The organism is Gordonia caeni (assembly GCF_039537105.1).
Lineage (GTDB): Bacteria > Actinomycetota > Actinomycetes > Mycobacteriales > Mycobacteriaceae > Gordonia > Gordonia caeni.
The window spans coordinates 196,368-219,247 of sequence record NZ_BAAAZW010000008.1; the positions used below are offsets into that span (position 1 = coordinate 196,368).

A 22,880-nucleotide genomic window follows, 5' to 3' on the forward strand; every position below is an offset into this window, starting at 1 on the left:
GGACAGACCTTCTCACCGCCCTCGGACATTCTGCGCGTAGGCCACCAGGACGCTGGCGGTGAACTCCCCGATCACTACGGAGGTCGCCACCGGACCGTGTGCCATTCTGGAACCGAGGAGGGCGCCCGTGTCCGCACATTCCGACCGTCAACCGCCGTCGTGCATCGAGGTGCGCGGGGCCCGCGTGCACAACCTTCGCGATGTGGACGTCGACATTCCGCTGGGCCGATTGGTCGGGATCGCCGGGGTGTCCGGGTCGGGGAAGTCGTCTTTGGCGATGGGCGTGATCTATGCCGAAGGTTCGCGACGGTACCTGGAGGCGCTCTCGACGTACACTCGCCGCCGGATCGGGCAGGCCCCGCGCGCCGACGTCGAGCGCGTCTCGCACGTCCCGGCTGCTCTCGCGCTGCGGCAGCGCCCCGCCGTGCCCGGCCCTCGCTCGACATTCGGCACCTCCACTGAGCTGCTGAACGTGTTGCGCCTGATGTTCTCCCGGCTCGCCGGCCATCTGTGCCCCAACGGGCACCGGCAGGCGCCGACGCTGAACGTCGCGGCCGAGGAGCCGATCGTGTGTCCGGAATGCGGAGTGAGCTTCTTCGGGCCCGGTGCCGAGGCCCTCGCGTTCAACTCCGACGGTGCCTGCCCCACTTGCGAGGGCCTCGGCACCGTCCGCGAGGTGGATGACGCCACCCTGATCCGCGACGAGGACGTGTCGATCGACGACGGCACCGTCATCCCGTGGCAGATGTTCGGCTTCAACGTCCAGCCGCAGATCGCCCGCGAGTTCGGGGTGCGCACCGATGTGCCGTGGCGCGAACTCACCGAGGCTGAGAAGCAGATCGTGCTGGCCGGGCCGGAGGAGAAGAAGCACATCACCGTCACCTCCGTGAAGGGCGTGCACGACCTGGACTTCACGTTCCGCAACGCCCGGCTCACGGTGACCGAAGAACTCAAACGTGCCGACACCGAGAAGCGGCTGGCACGGGTCAGTCGCTTCCTGTCTGAACACGTCTGTCCCGACTGCGGTGGCACGCGGCTCTCGGCGGCCGCCCGAGCTCCGCAGATCGGCGGTCGCGACCTCGCCGATATCACCGCGCTGGCCCTGCACGACGTCGTCGACTGGGCACCGACCGTCGTTGAAGCGGTACCGGCCGAACTGCAGCCGATGGCCGAGGCGCTCATCGCCACGCTACTGGGCATGTCGCGCCGATTGACCGAGCTCGGTCTCGGCTATCTCGCGCTGAACCGCGCCGGTGCAACGCTGTCGACTGGAGAACGGCAACGGGTGCAGCTGGCTCGCGCGGTGCGCAACGAGACCACCGGCGTGCTGTACGTCCTCGACGAGCCGTCGATCGGTCTGCACCCGGCGAACCTCGTCGGCCTGCAGAGAGTGCTCGACGACCTGGTCGGCGGTGGCAACTCGGTGGTCATGGTCGACCACGACCCGCAGGTGCTGCAGGGAGTTGACCATCTCATCGAGATCGGCCCGGGAGCCGGCGCCGACGGCGGGACGGTGATCGCACAAGGGACCGTCGCACAGGTGGGGGCCGACCCGGCCTCGCGGATCGGGCCGTTCCTGATCGGCGCGGAGCAGGTCGTCGTTCGCGAGAGGGCCGGCGTCGCAGAGGTTTTCGCGCACGGGACCGTGCGATTACGCACTAGCGCGGTCCATACGGTGCACCCGCTGGACGTGACGATCCCGCGGGGACGCTTGACCGCGGTGACCGGCGTGTCCGGCTCCGGCAAGACCACTCTGGTCCTGGAATCGCTGGTTCCGGCACTGGCCGGGGCACCGCCGTCGCACGTCGTGTCGCTGGAGCCGGCCGGGATCGAGAAGGTCGACGTGGTCGACGCGACGCCGATCGGGGTGAACGTCCGGTCGACGGTCGGCACCTACTCCGGTGCGCTCGACGAGCTGCGCCGTGCCTATGCGCAGCTGCCGTCGGCACGCGAAGAGGGTCTGACGGCGTCGGACTTCTCGTACAACACCGGTTCGCTGCGCTGCCCGCGCTGCGAGGGGACCGGGCAGATCTCGCTCGACGTCCAGTTCCTGCCCGACGTCGACATCGACTGTCCGGACTGCCGTGGCCGCCGGTACGCGTCGTCGGCCTGGCGACACACGCGGCCCGCGCCGGACGGCAGGTTGTCGATCGCGTTGCCGGACCTGCTCGCACTCACCGTGGTGCAGGCGCTTCCGCAGGTCGAGGATCTGCCGTCGGTGCGTAAGAAGCTGACCGGACTGATCGACGTCGGATTGGGCTACCTCACGCTGGGTGAGGCGACGCCGTCGCTGTCGGGTGGAGAAGCGCAGCGACTCAAGCTGGTCGCCGAGCTGCGTCGCCGGCAGGACACCGCGCTGTTCGTCTTCGACGAGCCCACCGTGGGGCTGCATCCGCTGGACGTGCGCACGCTGCTGTCGGTGCTGGATGGACTGGTGCAGCGGGGTGGCACCGTGGTGGTGATCGAGCACGATCTTGATCTGATCGCCAACGCGGACTACGTGATCGACCTGGGCCCGTCCGGTGGGGTGGACGGCGGCCGGATCGTCGCCGCCGGCACGGTCGACGAGGTCATCGCCGACTCAGCCGGTGTCACCGCGCAGTACTTGGCCGAACACCTGACCGATCAGAGATAGCCTGGCCGATCAGAGGTATCCGGCGCGCAACTCTTCCGCCGACAGTGGGGAGAGCAGGCCCGGGGCGACGTCGTAGACGGTTTTGGCGCCGACGTCACCCGCCCGGTTCATCCTGGCCGCCGCACGCGCGTAGGCCACCAGGACGCTGGCGGTGAACTCCGGGTTCGAGTCGAGCGCGAGGCTGTACTCGATCACCTGCGCGGTGCCGTCGGAGGTGGTGCCGCTGCGGATCACGAAACCGCCGTGCGGCATGCCCCGGTGGTCGCTGGCCAGTTCGTGCTCGCTGATGAAGTGCACGGTGGTGTCGAAGGGCTCGAAGTAGTCGGGCATGTTCACGATGTCCGCGCGCACCGTCTCGGCGTCGGCGCCCTCGGCGAGCACCACGTAGCACTCGCGGGTGTGGCGCTCGCGCGTGGACAGTTCGGGGGTGGCCCCGGCGCGGATGCGTTCGATCGACGGTTCCGAGGGCAGGGTGTACTGCACTCCGGCCGCCACTCCCGGTACCCGGCGCAGCGCGTCGGAGTGGCCCTGGCTGAGGCCGCGGCCCCAGAACGTGTACGTGGAGCCCTCGGCCAGAATGGCTTCGCCGAAGACGCGGTTCAGCGAGAACAGGCCCGGATCCCAGCCGGTCGAGATCACCGCCGTGGTGCCCGCGGCGCGCGCGGCGGCGTCCACGGCGGCGAAGTGGTCGGGAATCCGCGCATGGTTGTCGTAGCTGTCGACGATCGAATACCGGGCGGCCTGCGCCGGGCTCTGCTCGGGAAGGTCGCTGCGCGAGCCGCCGCACAGGATCAGGACGTCGATGTCGTCGCGATCGGTGTCGAGGGCCGACATCGGGAAGACCTGCGTGGCCGCGCCGACCGGCTCGACACTCGCCGGGGCGCGGCGAGTGAAGACCCCGACCAGCTCCATGTCGGGGTTGAGGGCGATCGCGGTTTCGACGCCGCGCCCCAGGTTGCCGTAGCCGACGATGCCGATACGGATCTGTGTACTCACTGGACTGTGTCTCTTTCGTGGTGCGCGTCGGCCGGCGAGTCCGGCCGACGACGCCCCGAGCCTAGCCACCTGTGCACGGGGCTGGGTAACCGTGAGCGCCGACGAATCCATACGGAGTCGTCGGCGCTCAGGGGAGTGCTCAGCCTTCGCGAATTGTCATGGAGGCGATCTTGTCTCCTTCGATCCGGAAAACGAAGCGGCTCAGGCCGTTCGCATGGCTACTGCGCCAGTCGGCGACCACGGTCACCTCGTCACCGGCTGTCGATGTTTCGCTCACGGTCATCGTGCCGCGGGCACCGATGAACTCCTTGTCACTCCAGGCCTTGATGTCCCGGCGGCCGGTGAAGACCCGGCCCCAATCGTCGACGAAGCCGTGAGTGGGGAAGGCGTCGAGAAAGGCCTCTTCGTCATGCCGGTTGACGGCGTCGATGAAGGAGGCGACCGGGGGTGGTGTGGAAGTGCTCATGCTCTGCTCCTGGAGTGGTGTGGGTGATTGCGGGCCGGCAGGTCAGCGGGTGGTGTAGCCACCATTGGCGAGGATCGTCTGCCCGGTGATCCACCAGCCGTCGGTGGCGAGGAAGCTCACGATCGGGGCGATGTCCTCGATCTTGGTCAGCTGGCCGCCCATCGCCTGCGACTTGTGGAACTCGACCCGCTCCGGGGTTTCCTGGCCGTAGAAGAACGGGGTGTCCATGGGGCCCGGGGCCACGGCGGTCACCGAGATCCCGCGGGGTGCGAACTCCTTCGCCGCGGCTCGGGTGAAGTGCTCCACGGGGCTCTTGCCGCCGGCATAGGTCGAGTAGCCGTCGGTGAACGCGGCCAGCAGCGAGGTGACGATCGTGATGATCTTGCCGTCGTCGGCGAGTTGCCCGCCGGCCTCTTTGATGAAGAAGTACGCGGCCTTGCTGTTGATGTCGAACATCGCGTCGTACTCCTCTTCGGAGGTCTCGGCGATCGGCTTGCGGAGCACTCTGCCGACGGTATTCACGGCGATGTCCACCGAGCCGAGCCCGGCGACGGTGTCGGCGAAGAGCTTCTCGATGTTCGCCGGAACGGTCAGGTCGCCGGACAGCAGAAGAGCTTTACCGCCGGCCGCGGTCACCGCGGCGACGGTCTCCTCGGCCTCGGCCCGGCTCGATTCGGAGTTGTAGTGGACAGCGACGTTGGCGCCGGCTTCGGCGGCCTGGCGCGCGATCAGCCCGCCGAGATTCTTGCCGCCGCCGGCGATCAGAACGTTCTTTCCGGCCAGAGTTCGGGTGATCATGGGTTCTCCTCAGATTCGGTTGGTGCGCGGACACTCTATCGACGATATATATACATATATCAGCGATACACCGATACTATAGCGGAGTGATAGAAGATGACAAGGTCGATACACGGACGCGGTTGCTCGACGCCGCTGCGGATCTCATTGCCGTCGCGCCGGGGGAGGACTTCTCGCTCCGTGAGGTGTGCGACCGGGCCGGGGTGAAGATGCCCACCCTCTATCACTTCTTCGGCAACAAGCAGGGTCTGGTCGACGCCGTGGTCGAGCGCGGCTTCGAGCTGTACATCGCGCAGAAGCAGGCCCATGAGTCCACCGGTGATCCCATCCAGGACATCCGGGATGGCTGGGACGCGCACGTGGCGTTCGGGCTGGCCAATCCCGGCTTCTACACGTTGATGTACGGCAAGGTACGTCCCGGCGACACCCGAGCTGCCGAGGCTCGGCCCGCGGTGCTGCTGCGGGCGCTGGTGCACCGGGCTGCAGATCAGGGGCGACTGGTGGTGTCGCCGGAGCAGGCGAGCGGACACATCCTGGCGACCAATATCGGGGTGACGCTGCGGCAGATCATTTTCGGCGAGCCTGACCCGGAACTCTCCGCGGCGGCGCGCGAGGCGGTCATCTCCGCGATCTCCGGTGCCACACTGGTCGGTGAAGCGGGCTCGCGACCGACGATTCTGGGCGTGCTCGATTACGCCGCCGGTCATCCGGACATCCTCGGTCCCGAGGAGACTGCGCTATTGGTGAGCTGGCTCAGCCGGCTCGCGGCAGCGGCCGACGACTGACAGTGCGTCGTCGAGGCCGAAGCGGCGGGCGGCCTAGCAACGATATGTGCGGGCGGGGAGCATTTGCGCGCGCCCGGGGCTTCAGCCGGGATGGACGGACGCAGGTGCCCGGGGTCGGGTTACCGTGAGGGCGTGCCTGGGTCGCGAGCTTTCGAGGTGACGCCGAAGGGCGGCCGCGGGCGTCGTCGGCGGTTCGCAGCGCTGGTTGTCGTACTTCTGTTACTAGGTGTGACGGTGCTGGTGAAGGTAGTGCCGGACAGCGAGTCCGAGCCCGCCAGTACCTCGATGGACCTCATCGGTGCCCGCCTGGATGACGTGCAGGACTGGGCCGAACTCCGCCGGGCCGGCGCCTCATTGATTGTCGTCGACCGAGAGACCGAAGAGAGCGTCGGGATCGACGAACACGAACCGATCCTGACCGCGTCGCTGGCGAAGCTGTTCATTGCCTCGCAGTTGGCCTTCCTGGAGGCGACCGGCGTGCGGCCGGTGGCTCCGGAGGACGACATGCTGCTCGGTCAGATGTTGTCCGCCTCGGAAGACGTTGCGGCGACCATCCTTTGGGATCAGATGGGTGGGCCGGCGGTCGTGGGTGCGGTCGCCGAGCGCTTCGGCCTCGGTGCGACGGCGCCGTCGGAGGACGGGCCGTGGTGGCACACCCGCACCACCGCGTCGGACGTCGCCACGCTCTACGACCGGTTGCTCGACGACCTCGACGCGGCTCACAGCGTGCCCGTGGGAATCGTCGCCCCGGGACCGTCGTGGGCCGAGCGGATCCTCGGTCATCTGCACAACTGGACGGACGTGGGCGCGGACGGGTACGACCAGCGCTTCGGCTTGGTTGGTGTGTTCGAGCGCGACGACCTCGTCGCGGTGAAGCAGGGGTGGATGTGCTGCGTCGGTCCGCAGTGGATTCATCTGACGACCGGTGTGCTCGGTCCGGCCGGTCGGTACATCGTCGTGGTTCAGGTGGCCGAGGACGTCCAGTACTCGGACGGGCGCCCTGACCTTCCGCAGACCTCGGAGGGGATCGACCTCGCCGATGAAAGCGCGGCACATGCCCGGGACACGGTGACGGGGCTCGTGGCGACGCTGTTTCGGGATGGAGTGCCGGAGGGGGGGAGTTGTCGTAGGGGCCTCATTTGAAGAACTGCCTTGCGGCTCAACGACGGTCTGGCCAGACGGCTCTCGGTTGAGAATGAGAGCCAGCACTTCCGTGCGGCCCTGGAGACCGCGATCCGGATCGGCGACGACACCGACACCGACACAGTCGCGGCGATTGCCGGAGCGCTACCTGGAGCGCGCTGGGGAGCGTCGATGATTCCCGCGCAGTGGCGGCAGATCCTGCACGGGTACCCGGGCCGGCGAGGCGAGGACCTCGTTGAGGCGGCTCAGCCCGCCGTCAGCGGCCCGGGTGACAGAGCTTGCGGAGACCCTGTGTTGGGGGAGTGTCGGACGTGGCCGGTTCTCAGAGTCGATTACTCCGCGGCCATCGCGGGAAGGACGACGATCGAACCATCGACCTTCTGCACCATTTCGATTGCAACATCGGACTGACTTCTACCTGCTTCCACGCGATCCCCCAGGGCTCGTAGCCGGTGTGACGTGTTCAGCAGTTTGTCGACCGCTCCGGAGCTGAAGGTGAAATCCCTCATCCCGTGTGAACGGTCGAGTTGGAGGGTCGACAGCCGTAGGAGGACGTCGCGGAGCCCGGTCACGATCTTCTCGAGATTCTGCGCGTCCAGATTGATCGAATTGGTGAATGACTCGAAGGGATTGCCATCGTCCTGCTGTGCGTGTTCGACTGCTTGGAGCACGATTACGCGGCGCTTGAGGGCGATGGCCAGTTCGGCCAGCTCGAGGTGAACGTAGAACTCGCTCCCTGGGGACTCGATACCCGCGATCGCGTCGTTCAGCTGGCGCAATTCCACCTTGTCGGGCGGGAGCTTCTCGAGTGCGGCCCGCCAGTCGGTGATCCGCCTCTGGGCGGATGCGAGTGCCGTATCGATTGTGTGCACCGCGGTGTCGAGGCCGAGGGAGAGGCCGATCTTCCCCTTGTCCAGCAGAATCGCAGTCGCCTTGTCGATGGCGCTCCGGCACCCATCCAGCCTGTTGCGTTCATCGTCGAGCCGGTCCTCATGCAGCTTCTCCAGCAAGGCCGTGATCTTCTCGATCTCCAACTGGCGCTTGTGGTCAGCATGCGCGCTGGCGCCCGCCGCGACTGCCAAGAGGACGAGCGGTGCGGCCACTGTGAGCGCCCCGGCACCTGCTGCGGCAACCCCTACCGTTGCGGCGGAGCCACCTGCTGCACCGGCTGTTGCCGGCACGAAGCTGGCATGTGCGCTGATTCCATTCGTGCCGACCAGTGCGCTACGGACGCCGCCGGGGACTGCCTTCGAGATCATCGGTTCCAAGACCCCGCCGCTCACCTCAGCAGCGACCTTGGCCGGCACCACCATTCGGTACAGGACCTCCCCGCTGTTGCCCGCCGCTTTGGGGACTGAACGCGTGGACTGCGCGGCCAGGGTGGCTAGTTCTTGAGCGAGGGGGCTCATGCGCCCGAGTGAGATCCCCTTGGAGGTGTCTGCAGGAGCTGACAGAGGGTGTGCTTCAAGTGTTGCAATTGGTGATTCCGCAAGGGCTGCCAGCACGGCGCGAAGTTCAGTCAAGCGAGAAGGAGTCATCGGCTCTGTCAGTGACAGGGGCAGTTCGGTTTCCGTCGTGGAAAGCGTCCACAACGGGAGAAGGTCTTCGGACTGCTTGCTCATCTGCTCTCCCCATGATCCAGCGGCCGAACTCACGCTATTAGTGGTCGGCAGATCCGTCTGTAGGATCCGCGATGAACATTAGACGGCACTGCCGACAGCCACTCGCACCCGGTGGGTTTTCACGCCTTCGGCGCGTTGTGGGTGATGCTCGGGGCACCCATGCAACCAGACCGGTGATAGTAGTTCTGAATGGTTGCGCTGTTGTAGCCGCGGTCGGAGAGCGCCCGACTGATCAGCCGGGCGGACGCACAGTAGCGGTGAAGGTGCTTGTTGAGCGACCGAGTGGCCTGCTTCGCGGTCATCTCGCCACGCGCGTAGGCCACAGCCTTCTCGTGTGAGAGCCGTTTCATCGTCAGGTCGCGGTAGGCGGCGTGCGCGACTTCGATGTCACTGCTCGCGTCCGTGACCGCCCCATTGGTCTGATCGATCGGGACAGCGTGTGCCGCACCGAGACCGCCGGTCGCAGTTACTCCGGCGGCGCCACCTACGGAGAGAACGCCGGCGACGGCTGCGATGGCGAGACGCCGACGGATCGTGGTCGTGCTCGATGCGTGAGTCATGACACGGATCGTGGCACACCGATACGACACTGCTGCGGTCCGCCTGCCGCTGCGGTGTAGCCGCCTCCTGGTTTGGAAAGTCCGTTCGAGAGAACGGCTGCGTCGGTCCGCTCTGATCCGGAGGGCGCACTCGGATACCACTCGAAGAAGTCCTCGTCGACCTCGACGATCTCCAGGCGCTGTTTGACTTGTACCCCGCCCATGTCGGGGTGGTCTTCACAGGCGTGACTCTAGATCAGTGGCGCATTCATAGTTCAGATATGGGTGTGTCCCTCTACCAACTGTGCCTATACGACGCTTCGCGACGCCGCTGAATTCACGTGTCTGCTTCGAAAACGACAGAACGGAAACGGTCGACACGCGGAGGATTGATGTTCAGCTGGTTCGCCGAGCGCTCAACTCGAAAGGTTGAACTGATTTCGGGTGAAAGTGCTTGGGATGTCAGACCTCTACGGAATCATGCTCAGGGACTGACGTCGCCATAGGCGGCACCGATGGTCGGGAGGAGCGCTGCGATTGTGATCACCACAGGTGTCGATTGTGAGATCAGGGGGCATGATCCGAGGGTGGTAGCGCCACAGTGGATCTCCGGGCTCGACGGCCAGTTCGTTGTCGCAGCGCAGCACCTCTGGATTGCGAGAGAAGGAGATCTGCCGCCAGCCGCGGCTCAGCACTCCGCGAGGAGGGTGCCGCTGCTCGAGGTGGCGATGTTCGTCGTGGTTGCCGGTTCGCGGCGCGGTTGCGTCCGAGAGATAAGTGCGGTCACGCACGTTTCCGAAGAGCACCTCCACCCGCCGCTTGGTCCCTCTCCACACCACTTCACGGACCAGCGCATCGCATAGATGTCCTTAGCGACGCAGGGACGGCGAGCCGACCCCGGCTCGTCTCGACAAGCTTGGTGATCTTCTGAACTTCGGCACTGAACCGATCTCGTTCGGTGATCAGGAACGTGAGCCACAGGACGAGTTCGCAGGCCGTCGCCCAGCGACGAACCGCCTGGCAAGTGGGACCGAGGGGTGGAGGGCGAGAAGACTGTGGCACTCGGTGAGATAGCCCTTCCAGGCACCGGCGAGGTCGCCGTATTACTGGAGCCGTGAGTCGACATGGGTCACTTCAATCGGTTGTGGTGATCGGTGCCGGCGAGAACCCTGCTGACGATGTCGGCCAGGTCTGAGTAGGCTCCCGGCGTTACGCCGTCTAGCTTCTTGATGACGGACAAGGCTACAGACTTCTGCCTTCCCAGTGTCCGGTTCAGACAGGCTGTCGAGACGGCGTAGAACTCCCATTGATCGGTGTCGAGTGGATCGGCCGTGGAGCGGTCTTTCGCCGTGAAGACGCAGAAGATGTAGGCGTCTGCTTGCCGCTTGTGCTCGGGGGAGTAAGTGTTGCTTCGCGCATCCCATCCGTAGGTCTCGCCGATTCCGAACCGTAGAGAGCCTGTGGTGGTGGGGCCCCAGGATTGCAGGTAGGCGGTGGACTTTACCTCGACGGCGAGGCCGTCCTTCGTAATCAGGTCCGTCGCGTCCCATTCTTGTCGGACGGCGTCCGTGCCGATGCAATCGAGTGCGGTACCGACGATGAACTCGGCGAGCATGCCGCGGAGCGCGTTGCCGAGCAGGTCCGACGATGACCATGCCCAGAAGTCGGAGAGACTCCAGCCGGCCGGCTGTCCGTTAGTGGTTAGCGCTTCACGGCCGGTCAATCGCTCGGGGACCGGGATCGGGATCGGGTCAGACATGCTGGTTCGCATTCCCCTCGGCGTCAGAGTTGTGGGGAGCCTCCGCGCCGGTGACGCGTGGCCCGACAATCGTCGCCGCCATGAACGCGACGACGGCGGTGACAACGACGGCCAGGCTCGTCCACCAGCCGATCCCGGTCTGTCCGGTCAGAAACAGGACGATGACGACGATGACTCCGGCTACGACGCCGATCGCGAGCCCCACCGCCCGACCTGGACCGCCGGTCTGGGCCGCCAGTTGGGTGCCCATGAGTGCTGCCGCCACGAGAGCGGTGAGTAACAGCAGAAGGCCGGCGCCGGGGTCGAGGAGTGCCAGGACGGCCGCGGTGATCGCTGCCCCGAGCAGCCAGGCGGGCGCGACGGCGAACTCGTCGTTCTGTTCGCCGGGAGTCGCGGTGATCCCGGCGCGGGCGGCACCGCTGAATGCGTGGGCGACGAGCGCGGTGAACAAGACGGTGAGGATGGCGAGGGCGCCGCCTGCGAGACCGGGGAGCATGTCGAGGTTGGCGGGGACGGTGAAGAACTCCATGGAGGGAACGAGGATGGAGCCGCCGAGCAGCATGAGCAGGCCGATGACGATGAGCGCCGCCACGATGAGCGGTCCGGCCAGAGTCCGCCACCGGGACCAGTGGCCGATCAGGGCGCTGTTGCGGAGGGTGTTGTCGGCCCAGCCGATGACGATCAGGAGCACGACGATACCGACGCCGGTGGCCGCGGTGACGCCGTCGACGTCGCGGATCGGTGTGATGATGACGCCGGGGCTGCCGAGGTAGATGCCCAGGGCCAGGCACAGCACGATGGGGATGAACATCAACCACATGGTGACCGAGCCGACGCGGTGGGTGGCCGCGAGACCTTGTGCGTAGGCGATCCAGGCGGCGACGACGGCGACGGCGAGGACGATGACGCGCGGGTCGAGACTGCTGAGCAGAGAGAGGGTTTGGCCGGCCGCGATCAGCAGGACGGCGGCGACCCCGATGGAGACGGCGCAGCGGGCGTACCGTTCGGGCGCGGTTTCGGGCGGCGCAGCGCCGTCGCCGGTCTGGGACCGGTGCAGCGAGTAGGTGCTGGCGGTGAAGGCAAGGGCGGTCGCGACGAGCAGCACGATGAGGCCGATGAGAGTAAGGCCGCGGGTGACGAGGACCGGGACGGCGAGGACGGCGTAGGTGAGGGTAGCGGCCATGCCGCCGCGGCGCAGGGCACCCGGAGCGGGCGGGTCCGTGCTGCGGAATGCGGCCCAGGTGACGATGAGAAGCCCGACGGCGATCGCGAGGGAGGCTTCCAGGGTGATGTCGCGGTTCATCAGTTCACCGCCGGCGCCGTGTTGAGGGTGCCGAGCAATCGGTTAGCGCAATTGTCGGGTGCCGGTTCACCGTCCCAGATGTTCTTCATGTAGTCGAGTGCCGACGGCTGGTGTTCGCGGGCCTGATAGTTCATCGAGCCGTGGTCGTCGTCGGGGTAGCGCACGTAGAAGGTGGTGGTGCCGAGCGCACATTGGGCCATCACCTGGGCGTGGGTGAACTGGGGGATGATGGTGACGTCTTCGAGGCCCTGCCAGATGCCGATGGGGGTGGGGATCCTCTTGGTGCCGGGCATCGCCATGCTCATGGCGCGGATGAGGTCACCGGAGACGGGGGTCTTGACGAGCTGGTTGAGCGGTACGTCGGAGACCTGGTCGGTGAGGGCTTTGGCGCAGTAGGTGTCGAGGAGTTTGGCCTTCTCGATGCCTTCGGGGGTGAGGATCTCATCGAGGCTCACCAGGTCCGGATAGCTTTCGGCGTAGGAGCGGGCGATGAGCAGCACGAACATGTTTTGGGTGGTGCTGGTCGGGTTGTCGATGACGGTGTCGAGGAGTCCGCGGATGGGCGGGGTGTAGCCGGGGGCGAGGAGGACGCCGCTGGCGATGTCGAGGTCGGGCGCGTAGTCGGGGGCGAGTTGCAGGGCGCTGTTGGCGGCTTCGCCGCCCTGGGATTTGCCGTAGACGGCGAGTTTGCTTGTGTCGATGGGGATGTCGCCGGTGAGCGGGGAGGGGTCCTGGACGGCGCGCATGGCGTCGAGGATGCCGCGGCCTTCGAGAGGACCGACGAGGTAGGACGAGGGTCCGGGGGCGCCCATGCCGGAGTAGTCGGAGCCGACGACGGCGAGCCCGGCGTCGACGAGGGGTTTGATGTGCGGCGCCCAGGCGGTGTATCCGGGGGTTCGCGGCTGTAACGGTGTCTGGCTGATTCCGCACGGCCGGCCGACTCCGAGTGTTCCGTGTGCGAATGAGACGAGCGGAAAACCGTCCCCTTGTGTCCCTGAGCCGTCCCCTTCGCTCCCTGAGTCGTCGCCTTCGCTCCCTGAGCCTGTCGAAGGGGCCGCATAGATTCCGGACACCGGGATCTTGTTGTTCTGGAGGTCGGAGGAGACGTAGAGGATCCGGTAGAGCTTGACGTCGTCGGGTGCGCCGTCGACGGGTTCGGCGGCGAAGAGTTGCCCCACCTCGGCGTCGTCGGGCATGGGGGTGTCGTAGAAGTCTCTGAGTTCGGGGACCACGTCGCTGTCGAGTTCCCCGCCGGCCTCGGCCTGCTGGTTCATGGGTGCGTCGACGAGGGAAGTGGGTGGTGCGGTGGCGAAGAGGACGGCGCCGCTGACGACCGCGGCGGCGATGGCAGTCACGATGTGGACTGTGCGAGAAGCCATGGTGTTCGCTGCTCTCTGGCCTGTCTGGAGGGTCACGTGGTGCTGCAGTGCGACAGCTCAAACACTAGTGCCCGGTTGATGTGCCTCGGGTCGTTTCGGCTCTTCGTGGAGGGGCCGCACTCGTTCGTTGCGGTGTGATGGCGGCCGTTCCTCGACGGCGCGGCCCAGGGGAGGTTGGCGGATCAGGGGGCTCGAGTGCGGTCGACCAGCGAGGCAATAGACTGGGCCTCGTGACGGAAACCTCGGTGGACCACCCGCGACCAGTCCTCGTCGTCGACTTCGGTGCCCAGTACGCGCAGTTGATCGCGCGACGGGTGCGGGAGGCGCGTATCTACTCCGAGGTGATCGCCCACGATGCCCCGCTGGCGGAGTTCCTCGCCGAGGATCCGGTGGCGATCATCCTGTCGGGCGGGCCGGCGTCGGTGTACGCCGACGGAGCCCCGACTCTCGACCCGAAACTGTTGGACCAGGGGATTCCGGTCTTCGGCATCTGCTACGGCTTCCAGAAGATGACCGACGCCCTGGGCGGCACGGTCGCCAACACCGGGGGCCGCGAGTTCGGCCGCACCATGATGGACATCTCCGGCGACGGCGGCGTCCTGCACCACGGTCTCTCCGAGACTCAGCCGGTGTGGATGAGCCACAACGACGCCGTACAGGCCGCACCCGAGGGCTTCACCGTCACCGCCTCGACCCCGGGGGCTCCGGTCGCCGCGTTCGAGTGCGTCGAGCGCCGGATGGCCGGCGTCCAGTACCACCCCGAGGTCCTGCACACCCCGCACGGTCAGGAGGTGCTGACGCGCTTCCTGTACGAGGTCGCCGGCCTGAAGCCGACGTGGACCGCCGCCAACATCGCCGAGTCGCTGATCGCCGACGTCAAGGCCCAGGTGGGCGACGACGGTCTGGCGATCTGCGGGCTTTCCGGCGGTGTGGATTCCGCGGTCGCCGCAGCACTGGTTCAGCGCGCGATCGGGGATCGTCTCACCTGTGTCTTCGTCGACCACGGTCTGTTGCGCGCGGGGGAGCGCGAGCAGGTGCAGACCGACTTCGTCGCCGCGACCGGTGCCCGTCTGGTGACCGTCGACGCCGAGGAGAAGTTCCTTTCCGAGCTGGACGGTGTCTCCGACCCGGAGACCAAGCGCAAGATCATCGGCCGTGAGTTCATCCGGTCGTTCGAGGATGCGGTGTCCGAGGTGTTGGGCGACAAGGCCGAGTCCGGCAAGAAGGTCGACTTCCTGGTGCAGGGCACCTTGTACCCGGATGTCGTCGAGTCCGGCGGCGGGTCGGGGACGGCCAACATCAAGAGCCACCACAACGTCGGCGGGCTGCCGGAAGACCTCGAGTTCAAGCTCGTGGAGCCGCTGCGCCTGCTGTTCAAGGACGAAGTGCGAGCCGTCGGTCGTGAGCTCGGGCTGCCGGAGGAGATTGTTGCGCGCCAGCCGTTCCCGGGACCGGGGCTGGCTATCCGGATCGTCGGCGCGGTGACCGCTGATCGTCTGGAACTGCTGCGCAAGGCCGACTTGATCGCTCGCGAGGAGCTGTCCGCAGCCGGCCTGGACGGGCAGATCTGGCAATGCCCGGTGGTGCTGCTCGCCGACGTGCGGAGCGTGGGTGTGCAGGGGGATGGTCGTACGTACGGGCATCCGATCGTGTTGCGCCCGGTGTCGTCGGAAGACGCGATGACTGCGGACTGGACCCGCGTGCCCTACGAGGTGCTGGAGATCATCTCCACCCGGATCACCAACGAGGTTCCGGACGTGAACCGCGTGGTCCTGGACGTCACCAGCAAGCCGCCGGGGACCATCGAGTGGGAGTGACTGCTGACCAGTTCTCTGGGAGGCGACCATCTGACATCTTCTGCCCACTCTCGCACCCTAGGAGCTCAGTGGGTGCAGAACGAGATCAGTTGAGGTGAACTCTGCCGTTCAACCACGCAGGATCTCGTGGCAATGCCAGAATTGTCATGTAAAGACCTGAATGGTAGGCGGAGCAGATGCGCAAAGGTCGGCGGTCGGGGCAAGATGACTTCACAGATGCCTTCGTTGAGTTGGGACTGGAATTCGTTGCCGATCGATTCAATGGTTGGTGGCGTAGGCGTAAGAGTCGTGCGTCGACCAGTGCAGATTCTCTCCGTGATCACGATCCCTCTATTCCTGACATTGATTTTCGTGAACCGCATGTTGCACCAATTAACAACTTGGTTGACATTCTTCGCGGGCGGCATCCGGGAAAGTTTATTCCATATTTGTCTCCAAGTTACGGTGGCACGCGGGCTCGCGTTTTCGCGGTGTTCCAGTCGCCTGGTAGTAAGGTGATCCGAAAGGCTGTCAACTCGGCTGTACTGAGTATTGACAATACTGATGGGTCAACGGTCAGATTTAGAAGATATCTCGAAGAGTATTGTATTTCCTTCAAAGATGTTGTCGTGTGGAATGCATACCCGTGGACCGGTCGGGTGGAGCAGAATTCTCCGAATGAGGTAGGCGAGGCGGTCGAAGCACTGCGGGCTGCACTAGAGGTGTGTCCGGATGTAGAAGTTGTCATGCTTTTCGGTCGCGTGGCCCGGGACGTATGGGGTGTCCTATGTCGCTACGATAAGGAATATTCCGAGAAGTATCAGGTGATAATCACCTGCCACACCAGTCCGCGTCTTATGGACTCTGCGGAATTCTCTCCAGGTAAGATCGCAGAGTTCGAGACGAGCCTCATGAACGGTTTTGATGCAGTTCGAACGCTTCTTAATGGCCAGTCGAAGGCCGAGTATTGCAGTAGTGTGAGTGTCGGAGACATATTCGATCACCAAGATGTTTCCACTCATTCCGTAGGTATGTCGGTCAGTCAGGAATTTTGGGACTACCCAGAATTGGACCACAACTCAGATCTGGGGTTCGAGGTAAGGGTTGTTAACCAATATTACTGGGACGATCTGATCTATGAAGGACGAGTTCTCACTGAAGCTGCGGAAGGGGTGGCGAGGGATCTCGCGGTTCCTTTGAAAGAGGACGATCGATCGGAGATTCATCGTCTTGCCGGCGAGTATCGCGTTTCTATAGGTGACAGGGACGGTCGAAGGCCAAGGAGACTCGAACATTACCTCCAAGAGGTCATCGATGCTTATCGGTGGTCTCACCCTGAGTTAACCAAGGATGTTCCTCGTGGAATCGGCAGAATGCGTCCATGACGTGATCTCTTAAATTGGTGCATTTGTCCAAAAGGCGGAATTCGCGAGGCTTTCCTGGTTCGAGTGTCTCTACCTGCATCGCGCCTTCCAGAAATAGGGGACTAAAGTAAGTCGTCGTAGTGTCGGCGGTACTTGCTGTGATCCTGTGCTGATCGCGAAAAGCTGAACCCATAGCTCGTCGCAACGTGGGCATGTCCGGGCTCGGGCGTGATGAGCGCGGCGGGCTCTTCGGTGACGAAGCGGCAGGTCCCTCTCGCGGTCACACTTCAGATACTTTTCGCCCCGGATGCGTGCGTCCGAGACGCTCAGGGTGTTTGATTGCGGCGTCGACAAGACCTCCTGTATCGGAGGAAGCATCGGGGAAACCCGCGGACCACGGCGCGAAGGACCAGCGATGGGAATCGGAATCGGGCTCGGCACTGGGCCGGCGAGAACGAGTACTCGTGGTGTCTGGGTCGGTCGCAACCTCGGGCCCGTGACCGCAACGGCCAGTCTCACTCCGCGTCTCCGCAACCGCAAGAGTGCAGCGCCACGCAAGCTGGTCAGCCTGCGCAGGCAACCGCCACCGACGAACGTAGACAAAGGGATTGACGCATTCACTGCGGTCGTGAGAGCCGTAGGAGCTGCTGTCCTCGTTGCTCCACTTGCCACAAGGTTGGGCCGCACACAGGCGTCAAAGAAGGTCGACACCGCTGTCGAACGGTTCTTCCTCCATATGAAGGTCCTCATCGGCGGTGTCGCTGCGGCCATCGTTCTCCTCGCCTCGCTGATCGTGATCATGGTCAGCTAGTCCGGGGGCCCGTTGCGACCAGCGGCCATCGCCTTCGGATGTCTGTGTCGTGTGACAGGCTCCCGGGTATGAAATCCAAGTGGGCAATCGCCGCGCTGGCCGTACTCGCCCTGGCCCTGAGCGGCTGTGCCGGCGAGAAACACGAAGCGCCGGAGACCGGTGTGGTGGTGACGGAGATCGAGACCGCCACAGCGTCGACCTCCGCGCCGGAGTCAGTGCCTGCGGAGACGCCGGTCCCCACAGAAGCGCCGGTACAGACGATTCCGACGCAGACGGTCCAGCCTCAAGCGCCGCCGGCGGGGCCGGTACTCGGAGCACGCTGCCTCGGAGCGGACGCGGGTAAGACCGCCGTGGATCCCAACGGAGTCGCGATCATGTGCGACGAGTATCGGTGGCGCGAGAACATCGGACAGGATCCGCGTCATTCGTGGGCCGACGATCAGGCGAAGTGGAACGAGTGCAGGCAGACGAACACGATGGAACAGTGCCGCAAAATGCTGAACCCGTAGTGCTCACTCATCCAGGAAGCTGCCCGGAACCTCCTGCCACGGTGTCAGCTCGAGCAGGAGTTCGCCGTCGTCGATGACGACCGTGGCTGTCGTGGAATTCGCGAGGCCGGCGGTGACCGCGTCGCAGAACGTGTGCAGCTGCTGACCTCGGGGAAGGTCCAGACCGAGGTGATGGAACATCATCTCGACACCGTCGCCGAGGAAGACGGCCCCGTCCTGCTCGTGCGAATCCAGGTAGGTGCCGTGGGCGATCCGCACCCGCACGCCGTCGTGGGAGGTGAAGGTGACGCGGGCTGCGACGTCGTACCAGCCGAGCATGCGCGGCACGGGGCAGATGGCATCGGTGGGGTTCATGGGGCGGACTGTAGGGCGGGGGTCGGACATTTGGTCTTGGCGGCGCCGGGAGCTTTCCTTTCGACACGGACCTCGGCTGGCGCCTCGGCCCGGCTCAAGGAGCGGCGATAGTGGCCTCGGCTGGCGCCTGGGCCCGGCTCAAGGAGCGGCGATAGTGGCGTCGGCTGGCGCCTCGGCCCGGCTCAAGGAGCGGCGATAGTGGCCTCGACTATCGCCTCGGCCCGGCTCAAGGAGCGGCGATAGTGGCGTCGGCTGGCGCCTGGGCCCGGCTCAAGGAGCGGCGATAGTGGCCTCGACTATCGCCTCGGTCCGGCTCAAGGAGTGGAGTCGATCAGCGGGCGGGGCTCAATCTCCGATGGAGCGGGGGCGGCGGAAGCCGCTGGCGATCAGGATGATGCCGGCGAGGGTGCCGACGCCGATCAGGATCCACGGGAGCAGGTTGAGTTCGGGGACGCTGGGGCCGCCGGACAGGCCCCATGCGCCGACCGCCAGGGCCACGACCCCGGCGACGATCAGGAGCGGGGACCGGCGCGCCTCGGGCAGGTTCTCGGTGTCGTTCACTTGTTCATCTCCACATTTCCCATACCCGTGCGGGCGTTGATGGTGAGGACGGGGCCGTCGTCGTTTCCGCCGACGATGCCTTGCGGGCAGGTGAATTCGCCGATCCCGACGCTGCACTCGGCGCGGACGCGCACCTTCTCCGGCAGCAGCACCTCGACCTGACCGACGCCCTGCTTGATGTTGACGGTCTGATCGTGCTCGAGGGTCTCGAGGCCGCGCAGATCCAGGATCGTGTTGCCGACGGTCAGCTGGTAGTCGTCGCGCAGCTGCGACTGCTCGGTGGGCGCCCACTTCCGTTCGCCGACACCGCCGGAGGGTGCCGACCAGCCGCTGGAGGACACCAGTGAACCCACGACCACCACGGCGGCCGTCAGCATGCCCAGGGGCACCAGCCCGGAGGCGTGTGCTCCTTCGGCGCGCCGCTGGAGGCCGGCGACCACCATTCCGGCGCCGAAGACCAGCAGGACCATCGAGGCGATCCGCCCGGTGGTGAACCAGTCCACGCCCATCCAGTGCAGGGAGGCTCCCGCGACACCGACCAGAACGGCAAGCCCGGTGGTCACCGGAGTGACCGGCGACCGCGGCGTCAGCGGAGCCGGCGGCGGGGTCTGGGCCGGCGGTTCCGGCAGATCCCAGGCGAACGGCGCGACGCCGAGCGGATCCCATGCCGGAGGCGTGGGCGGGGAGTCGATCAGGAGTGGGGTATCGGAGGTCGTTTCGGCGGGCTCGCCGGTGACCGCACTCTCGACGGGCTGACCCGGCGACGCCGAGGCCGGCTGTTCGGCGGGCACCGCGGGCGCCGTCGCTTCGGCGGGCCCGAAGGGCGCTGTGGGCGCCGTGTTTTCAACCGGGCCCACCGGCGCACCCGACGGGTCGAAGGTCGCGGCGGAGGTGCCGGGCGGGGCGACGGGGGTGCGCTGGTAGAGCAGCCACCAGCCGAGGAGTAGAAGAGCGGCGCCGACCAAACCGCCGCCGCTCCAGGTGCGGCCACCGAAACTGCTGACCAAGACGATCGCGATGATCACCAGGACGATGAACCTGCCCTTGGGCAGTCCGAGGGTGTGCTTGGAGTGGTCGTGCTCCTCGTGGGCGCGGCGTTCGTGCGGCAGCGCCACGATCGCGGCCAGGTACAGCAGCACGCCGGCGCCGCCGAAGATGGTCGCGATCACGAACGCCACGCGGACCAGCGTCGGGTCCACGTTGTAGCGCGCACCGAATCCGGCACACACGCCGGCCCATTTGGCGGGGCGGCGGCGGACCGGACGGGTCGCCCAGAGGTCGGCCAGCATCGTCGTGTTCATGACTCCATCTTTGCGCCCGGCCACCTGCCGAAGGTATCGGGAAGGACCCTGAGATGGTCCCTGAACTCTGCGGTGGGGAGAGGGAAATCGGCTCCGGGCGTGCCAGTATCGAAGGTGATGAGAACTGAGATCACCCGCGAGGCGGCGGCGGAGTCGACGCCGAAGCTGTATCGACGCAACGGCGGCAAAGTGGTTGCCGGGGTGGCCGGCGGCATCGCCGACCACCTGGGCGTCGACGTCTTCCGCGTGCGCGTGGTCTTCGTGGTGCTGACGGCGCTGGCCGGCGCGGGCGCCGCCGCCTACGCCGCGCTCTGGTTCTTCGCCCCGCTGGGCGAGGACGCCGACCCGCCCCGGACTGCGGAACGGCGACAGGCCTACGGTCTCGTCGTCCTGGGGGTGGTGGCGCTGCTGATCAGCGCCGTCGTCGCCTCGAACGCTCCCGCGCAGCAACTGGTCGCGGTGGTCTTCGTCCTCGGCGGCGCCGCCCTGGTGTGGCGCGAGGTGGACGTCACCGGCCTGGGTTCGGGGTCGCAGCGCACGGTGGTCACCTGGCTGCGCTTGGTCGTCGGCGCCGTGCTGGTGATCGGTGGCCTGGTGGTGATGGTGGTGGCCAGCGGCTCGGCGCTGGGCGGCGTGAACTCCACGGTCCTCGCCGTCCTGGCGACCCTGGTGGGCGTGGTGCTGCTGACGGTGCCGCTGTGGATGCGGCTGCTGCGCGCGCTCGACGCCGAACGCGCCGCTCGGATCCGCAACGCCGAACGCGAAGAGATCGCCTCCCACCTGCACGACTCGGTGCTGCAGACCCTCGCACTGATCCAGAAGCAGGCAGCCAACCCGGACACCGTCGCCCGGCTGGCCCGGCGGCAGGAACGCGAACTGCGGACCTGGCTGTTCGGCGACCCGGCGCAGCGCCGGGAGTCGTTCGCGGCGGCCATCACCGCGCTGGGAGCCGAGGTGGAGGAGTCGTACGGCACCGAGATCGAAGCGGTGACCGTCGGCGACACCACGCCGGAAGAACTGCGCGACGAGGCCTGGGCGCGCTCGGCCAGCTCGCTGATCGCGGCCACCCGCGAGGCGCTGGTGAACGCCGCCAAGCACTCCGGCGCGGCGAAGGTGGACGTGTACGCCGAGGTACTCGACGAACGGGTGGAGGTCTTCGTGCGCGACCGCGGCGTCGGCTTCGACCCCGAGGCCGTCGACGACGACCGCCAGGGCATCTCCCGGTCGATCCGGGGCAGGATGGAACGCGCGGGCGGCGAAGTGGAACTGCGATCGACGCCGGGCCGCGGGACCAATGTGACGCTGACGCTGCCGCGGGCGGGTCTCGACTCCACTCGACCAACGAGCGGAGTCGCACGACCGGCCGGGGAGAAAGAGGAGGATTCATGACGTATCGGGTGTATCTGGTCGACGACCACGCCGTCTTCCGCTCCGGCGTCCGCGCGGAGCTGGCCTCCGAGGAGGCGATGGAGGTGATCGGCGACGCCGGCACGGTGCCCGAGGCCATCGCCGGGATCGTCGAACAGCGGCCCGACGTGGTGCTGCTGGACGTGCACATGCCCGGCGGGGGCGGCGTCGCCGTGTTGCGCGGGGTGACCGACGCACTCGGCTCGGACGCGCCGGTGTTTCTGGCGCTGTCGGTGTCGGACGCGGCGGCCGACGTGATCGCCACCATCCGCGCCGGCGCCCGCGGCTACGTCACCAAGACCATCAGCGGCAGCGAATTGGCCGATGCAGTTCGGCGGGTCGCCGAGGGCGACGCGGTCTTCAGCCCGCGGCTGGCCGGCTTCGTGCTCGACTCGTTCACCGGCCGCTCGCCGACGCCCGAACCGGCCCTGGACCCGGAGCTGGATTCGCTGACCCGCCGCGAGATGGAGGTGCTGCGGCTGCTGGCGCGCGGCTACACCTACCGCGAGATCGCCGAGGAACTGTTCATCTCGGTCAAGACCGTGGAGACCCACGCCTCGAACGTCCTCCGCAAGACCCAGCAGTCCAACCGCAACGCCCTCACCCGCTGGGCGGTGAACCGGCAGATCGGGTAAGCGGTCAGCGCTCGTCGGCCTTCGTCCTGTCGGCGGGGACCTCGTCTGCTTCTTCTACCGCGTCCTCGTCGACATCCTCGTCAACATCCTCTTCGACGTCGTCTTCGGGGGTGGTCTCGGGCGAGACCTTCTCAGTGGCCTTCGCGGGGGTGGCCTTCGCGACCGGCTTGCCGTCGGTGCCGCGGTCGATGCTGATCCGCAGGCGCGTGCGGATCGGCCGGAGAGTGAGGGCGGTACCCGCGCACAGCACCGCCAACAGCAGCAGGGCGACGATCACGAAGATCAGGACCGGGACGTTCAGGAAATCGCGGCCCATCAGCTGGGCGAGGTCGCGGGCCCCGATCTCGTGGAAGAAGTCGCCGATCAGCCAGTCGGGATTCACCAGCGCGGTGATCGGCACGGCCAGGGCGGCGAGCACGCCGATCGTGGCGACCCAGAGAACGGGCACGGCCCGGCGGGCCAGCGAGGCCGAACCGAGCAGCAGCAGGCCGGCCAGCAGAGCCACGACCGCAGCCGCGACCACCCACCAGCCGTAGGCGTGCGGTCCCACACCTTCGTCGGCGAGCGCGGCGTCGGAGGTGCGGCCGATGCCGTTCCAGCTCGCCGGAACGCCGAGCTTGTCCAGGGTGACCCAGGGGGCGAGTGTGCTGCCGATCGTCAGGACTGCGACCAGTCCGATCGCGAAGGAGTACAGGCGCCGTTGCTGCTGCTGCATGA

At 66.4% G+C, this 22,880-nt stretch carries 22 protein-coding genes; 10 read left to right on the forward strand and 12 right to left on the reverse strand.

Features of this window, described 5'->3' with window-relative positions:
* The first annotated feature begins 127 nt into the window (after window positions 1-127).
* Window positions 128-2,635, forward strand: coding sequence for an excinuclease ABC subunit UvrA (locus tag ABD732_RS14505; RefSeq protein WP_344784963.1), 2,508 nt, complete (start codon window positions 128-130; stop codon window positions 2,633-2,635).
* A 9-nt stretch (window positions 2,636-2,644) separates the two neighbouring features.
* Here the strand turns inward: ABD732_RS14505 and ABD732_RS14510 are convergent, their stop codons facing one another.
* The 3 genes from ABD732_RS14510 to ABD732_RS14520 form a co-directional block, all read right to left on the reverse strand.
* Window positions 2,645-3,631 carry a diaminopimelate dehydrogenase gene (locus tag ABD732_RS14510; protein ID WP_344784965.1) on the reverse strand — a complete coding sequence of 329 codons (987 nt, stop codon included), beginning with the start codon at window positions 3,629-3,631 and terminating at the stop codon, window positions 2,645-2,647.
* Between the two features lie 139 nt (window positions 3,632-3,770).
* Window positions 3,771-4,097, reverse strand: a complete 327-nt coding sequence (locus ABD732_RS14515; RefSeq protein WP_344784967.1) for a nuclear transport factor 2 family protein — start codon at window positions 4,095-4,097, stop codon at window positions 3,771-3,773.
* Window positions 4,098-4,139: 42 nt separating this feature from the next.
* Complete coding sequence (locus ABD732_RS14520) at window positions 4,140-4,895, reverse strand: SDR family oxidoreductase (protein WP_344784969.1); 756 nt, start codon at window positions 4,893-4,895, stop codon at window positions 4,140-4,142.
* 86 nt (window positions 4,896-4,981) lie between these two features.
* Here ABD732_RS14520 and ABD732_RS14525 point away from each other — a divergent pair, with 86 nt between their 5' ends.
* From ABD732_RS14525 to ABD732_RS18785, 3 genes are all read left to right on the forward strand, one after another.
* A complete protein-coding gene (locus ABD732_RS14525) occupies window positions 4,982-5,680 on the forward strand; it encodes a TetR/AcrR family transcriptional regulator (protein ID WP_344784971.1) in 699 nt (232 codons plus the stop codon).
* 228 nt (window positions 5,681-5,908) lie between these two features.
* A complete protein-coding gene (locus tag ABD732_RS14530) occupies window positions 5,909-6,823 on the forward strand; it encodes a hypothetical protein (protein WP_344784973.1) in 915 nt (304 codons plus the stop codon).
* Window positions 6,824-6,832: 9 nt separating this feature from the next.
* Window positions 6,833-7,234: an ADP-ribosylglycohydrolase family protein gene (locus tag ABD732_RS18785; RefSeq protein WP_425553056.1), complete on the forward strand. Its 402-nt coding sequence runs from the start codon at window positions 6,833-6,835 to the stop codon at window positions 7,232-7,234.
* Here ABD732_RS18785 and ABD732_RS14540 read toward each other — a convergent pair.
* The 5 genes from ABD732_RS14540 to ABD732_RS14560 all read right to left on the reverse strand — a co-directional run bounded on the left by ABD732_RS14540 (window position 7,156) and on the right by ABD732_RS14560 (window position 13,401).
* A complete protein-coding gene (locus ABD732_RS14540) occupies window positions 7,156-8,445 on the reverse strand; it encodes a hypothetical protein (protein ID WP_344784975.1) in 1,290 nt (429 codons plus the stop codon). The genes ABD732_RS18785 and ABD732_RS14540 overlap by 79 nt on opposite strands.
* 119 nt (window positions 8,446-8,564) lie before the next feature.
* The gene (locus ABD732_RS14545) at window positions 8,565-9,005 is read right to left on the reverse strand and encodes a hypothetical protein (RefSeq protein WP_344784977.1); all 441 of its coding nucleotides are present in this window, start codon (window positions 9,003-9,005) and stop codon (window positions 8,565-8,567) included.
* Between the two features lie 1,108 nt (window positions 9,006-10,113).
* Entirely contained in the window at window positions 10,114-10,743 is a 630-nt protein-coding gene (locus tag ABD732_RS14550; protein WP_344784979.1) for a hypothetical protein, read from the reverse strand.
* A complete protein-coding gene (locus tag ABD732_RS14555; RefSeq protein ID WP_344784981.1) occupies window positions 10,736-12,046 on the reverse strand; it encodes a hypothetical protein in 1,311 nt (436 codons plus the stop codon). The genes ABD732_RS14550 and ABD732_RS14555 overlap by 8 nt, the downstream gene beginning before the upstream one ends.
* Window positions 12,046-13,401, reverse strand: coding sequence for a lipase family protein (locus ABD732_RS14560; protein WP_344784982.1), 1,356 nt, complete (start codon window positions 13,399-13,401; stop codon window positions 12,046-12,048). The genes ABD732_RS14555 and ABD732_RS14560 overlap by 1 nt, the downstream gene beginning before the upstream one ends.
* A 254-nt stretch (window positions 13,402-13,655) precedes the next feature.
* Here ABD732_RS14560 and guaA point away from each other — a divergent pair, with 254 nt between their 5' ends.
* From guaA to ABD732_RS14580, 4 genes are all read left to right on the forward strand, one after another.
* The gene (gene guaA, locus ABD732_RS14565; protein ID WP_344784983.1) at window positions 13,656-15,242 is read left to right on the forward strand and encodes a glutamine-hydrolyzing GMP synthase; all 1,587 of its coding nucleotides are present in this window, start codon (window positions 13,656-13,658) and stop codon (window positions 15,240-15,242) included.
* 176 nt (window positions 15,243-15,418) lie between these two features.
* Window positions 15,419-16,606, forward strand: a complete 1,188-nt coding sequence (locus ABD732_RS14570; RefSeq protein ID WP_344784985.1) for a uracil-DNA glycosylase family protein — start codon at window positions 15,419-15,421, stop codon at window positions 16,604-16,606.
* Between the two features lie 475 nt (window positions 16,607-17,081).
* Window positions 17,082-17,396 (forward strand): hypothetical protein, encoded by a 315-nt coding sequence (locus ABD732_RS14575; protein ID WP_344784987.1) that lies wholly within the window; start codon window positions 17,082-17,084, stop codon window positions 17,394-17,396.
* 68 nt (window positions 17,397-17,464) lie between these two features.
* Window positions 17,465-17,905 carry a hypothetical protein gene (locus ABD732_RS14580; RefSeq protein WP_344784989.1) on the forward strand — a complete coding sequence of 147 codons (441 nt, stop codon included), beginning with the start codon at window positions 17,465-17,467 and terminating at the stop codon, window positions 17,903-17,905.
* Window positions 17,906-17,908: 3 nt separating this feature from the next.
* Here ABD732_RS14580 and ABD732_RS14585 read toward each other — a convergent pair whose 3' ends face one another.
* From ABD732_RS14585 to ABD732_RS14595, 3 genes are all read right to left on the reverse strand, one after another.
* Entirely contained in the window at window positions 17,909-18,259 is a 351-nt protein-coding gene (locus ABD732_RS14585; RefSeq protein ID WP_344784991.1) for a hypothetical protein, read from the reverse strand.
* 345 nt (window positions 18,260-18,604) lie between these two features.
* Window positions 18,605-18,820, reverse strand: a complete 216-nt coding sequence (locus tag ABD732_RS14590; protein WP_344784993.1) for a hypothetical protein — start codon at window positions 18,818-18,820, stop codon at window positions 18,605-18,607.
* Window positions 18,817-20,121, reverse strand: a complete 1,305-nt coding sequence (locus ABD732_RS14595) for a PspC domain-containing protein (protein WP_344784995.1) — start codon at window positions 20,119-20,121, stop codon at window positions 18,817-18,819. Before ABD732_RS14595 ends, ABD732_RS14590 begins: the two co-directional genes overlap by 4 nt.
* Window positions 20,122-20,238: 117 nt before the next feature.
* Here ABD732_RS14595 and ABD732_RS14600 point away from each other — a divergent pair, with 117 nt between their 5' ends.
* Together ABD732_RS14600 and ABD732_RS14605 are read left to right on the forward strand one after the other, a co-directional pair.
* Entirely contained in the window at window positions 20,239-21,510 is a 1,272-nt protein-coding gene (locus ABD732_RS14600) for a PspC domain-containing protein (RefSeq protein WP_344784999.1), read from the forward strand.
* Window positions 21,507-22,163 (forward strand): response regulator, encoded by a 657-nt coding sequence (locus tag ABD732_RS14605; protein ID WP_344785001.1) that lies wholly within the window; start codon window positions 21,507-21,509, stop codon window positions 22,161-22,163. The genes ABD732_RS14600 and ABD732_RS14605 overlap by 4 nt, the downstream gene beginning before the upstream one ends.
* Before the next feature lie 4 nt (window positions 22,164-22,167).
* Here the strand turns inward: ABD732_RS14605 and ABD732_RS14610 are convergent, their stop codons facing one another.
* Window positions 22,168-22,878 (reverse strand): hypothetical protein, encoded by a 711-nt coding sequence (locus ABD732_RS14610; protein ID WP_344785003.1) that lies wholly within the window; start codon window positions 22,876-22,878, stop codon window positions 22,168-22,170.
* Between the last annotated feature and the right edge of the window lie 2 nt (window positions 22,879-22,880).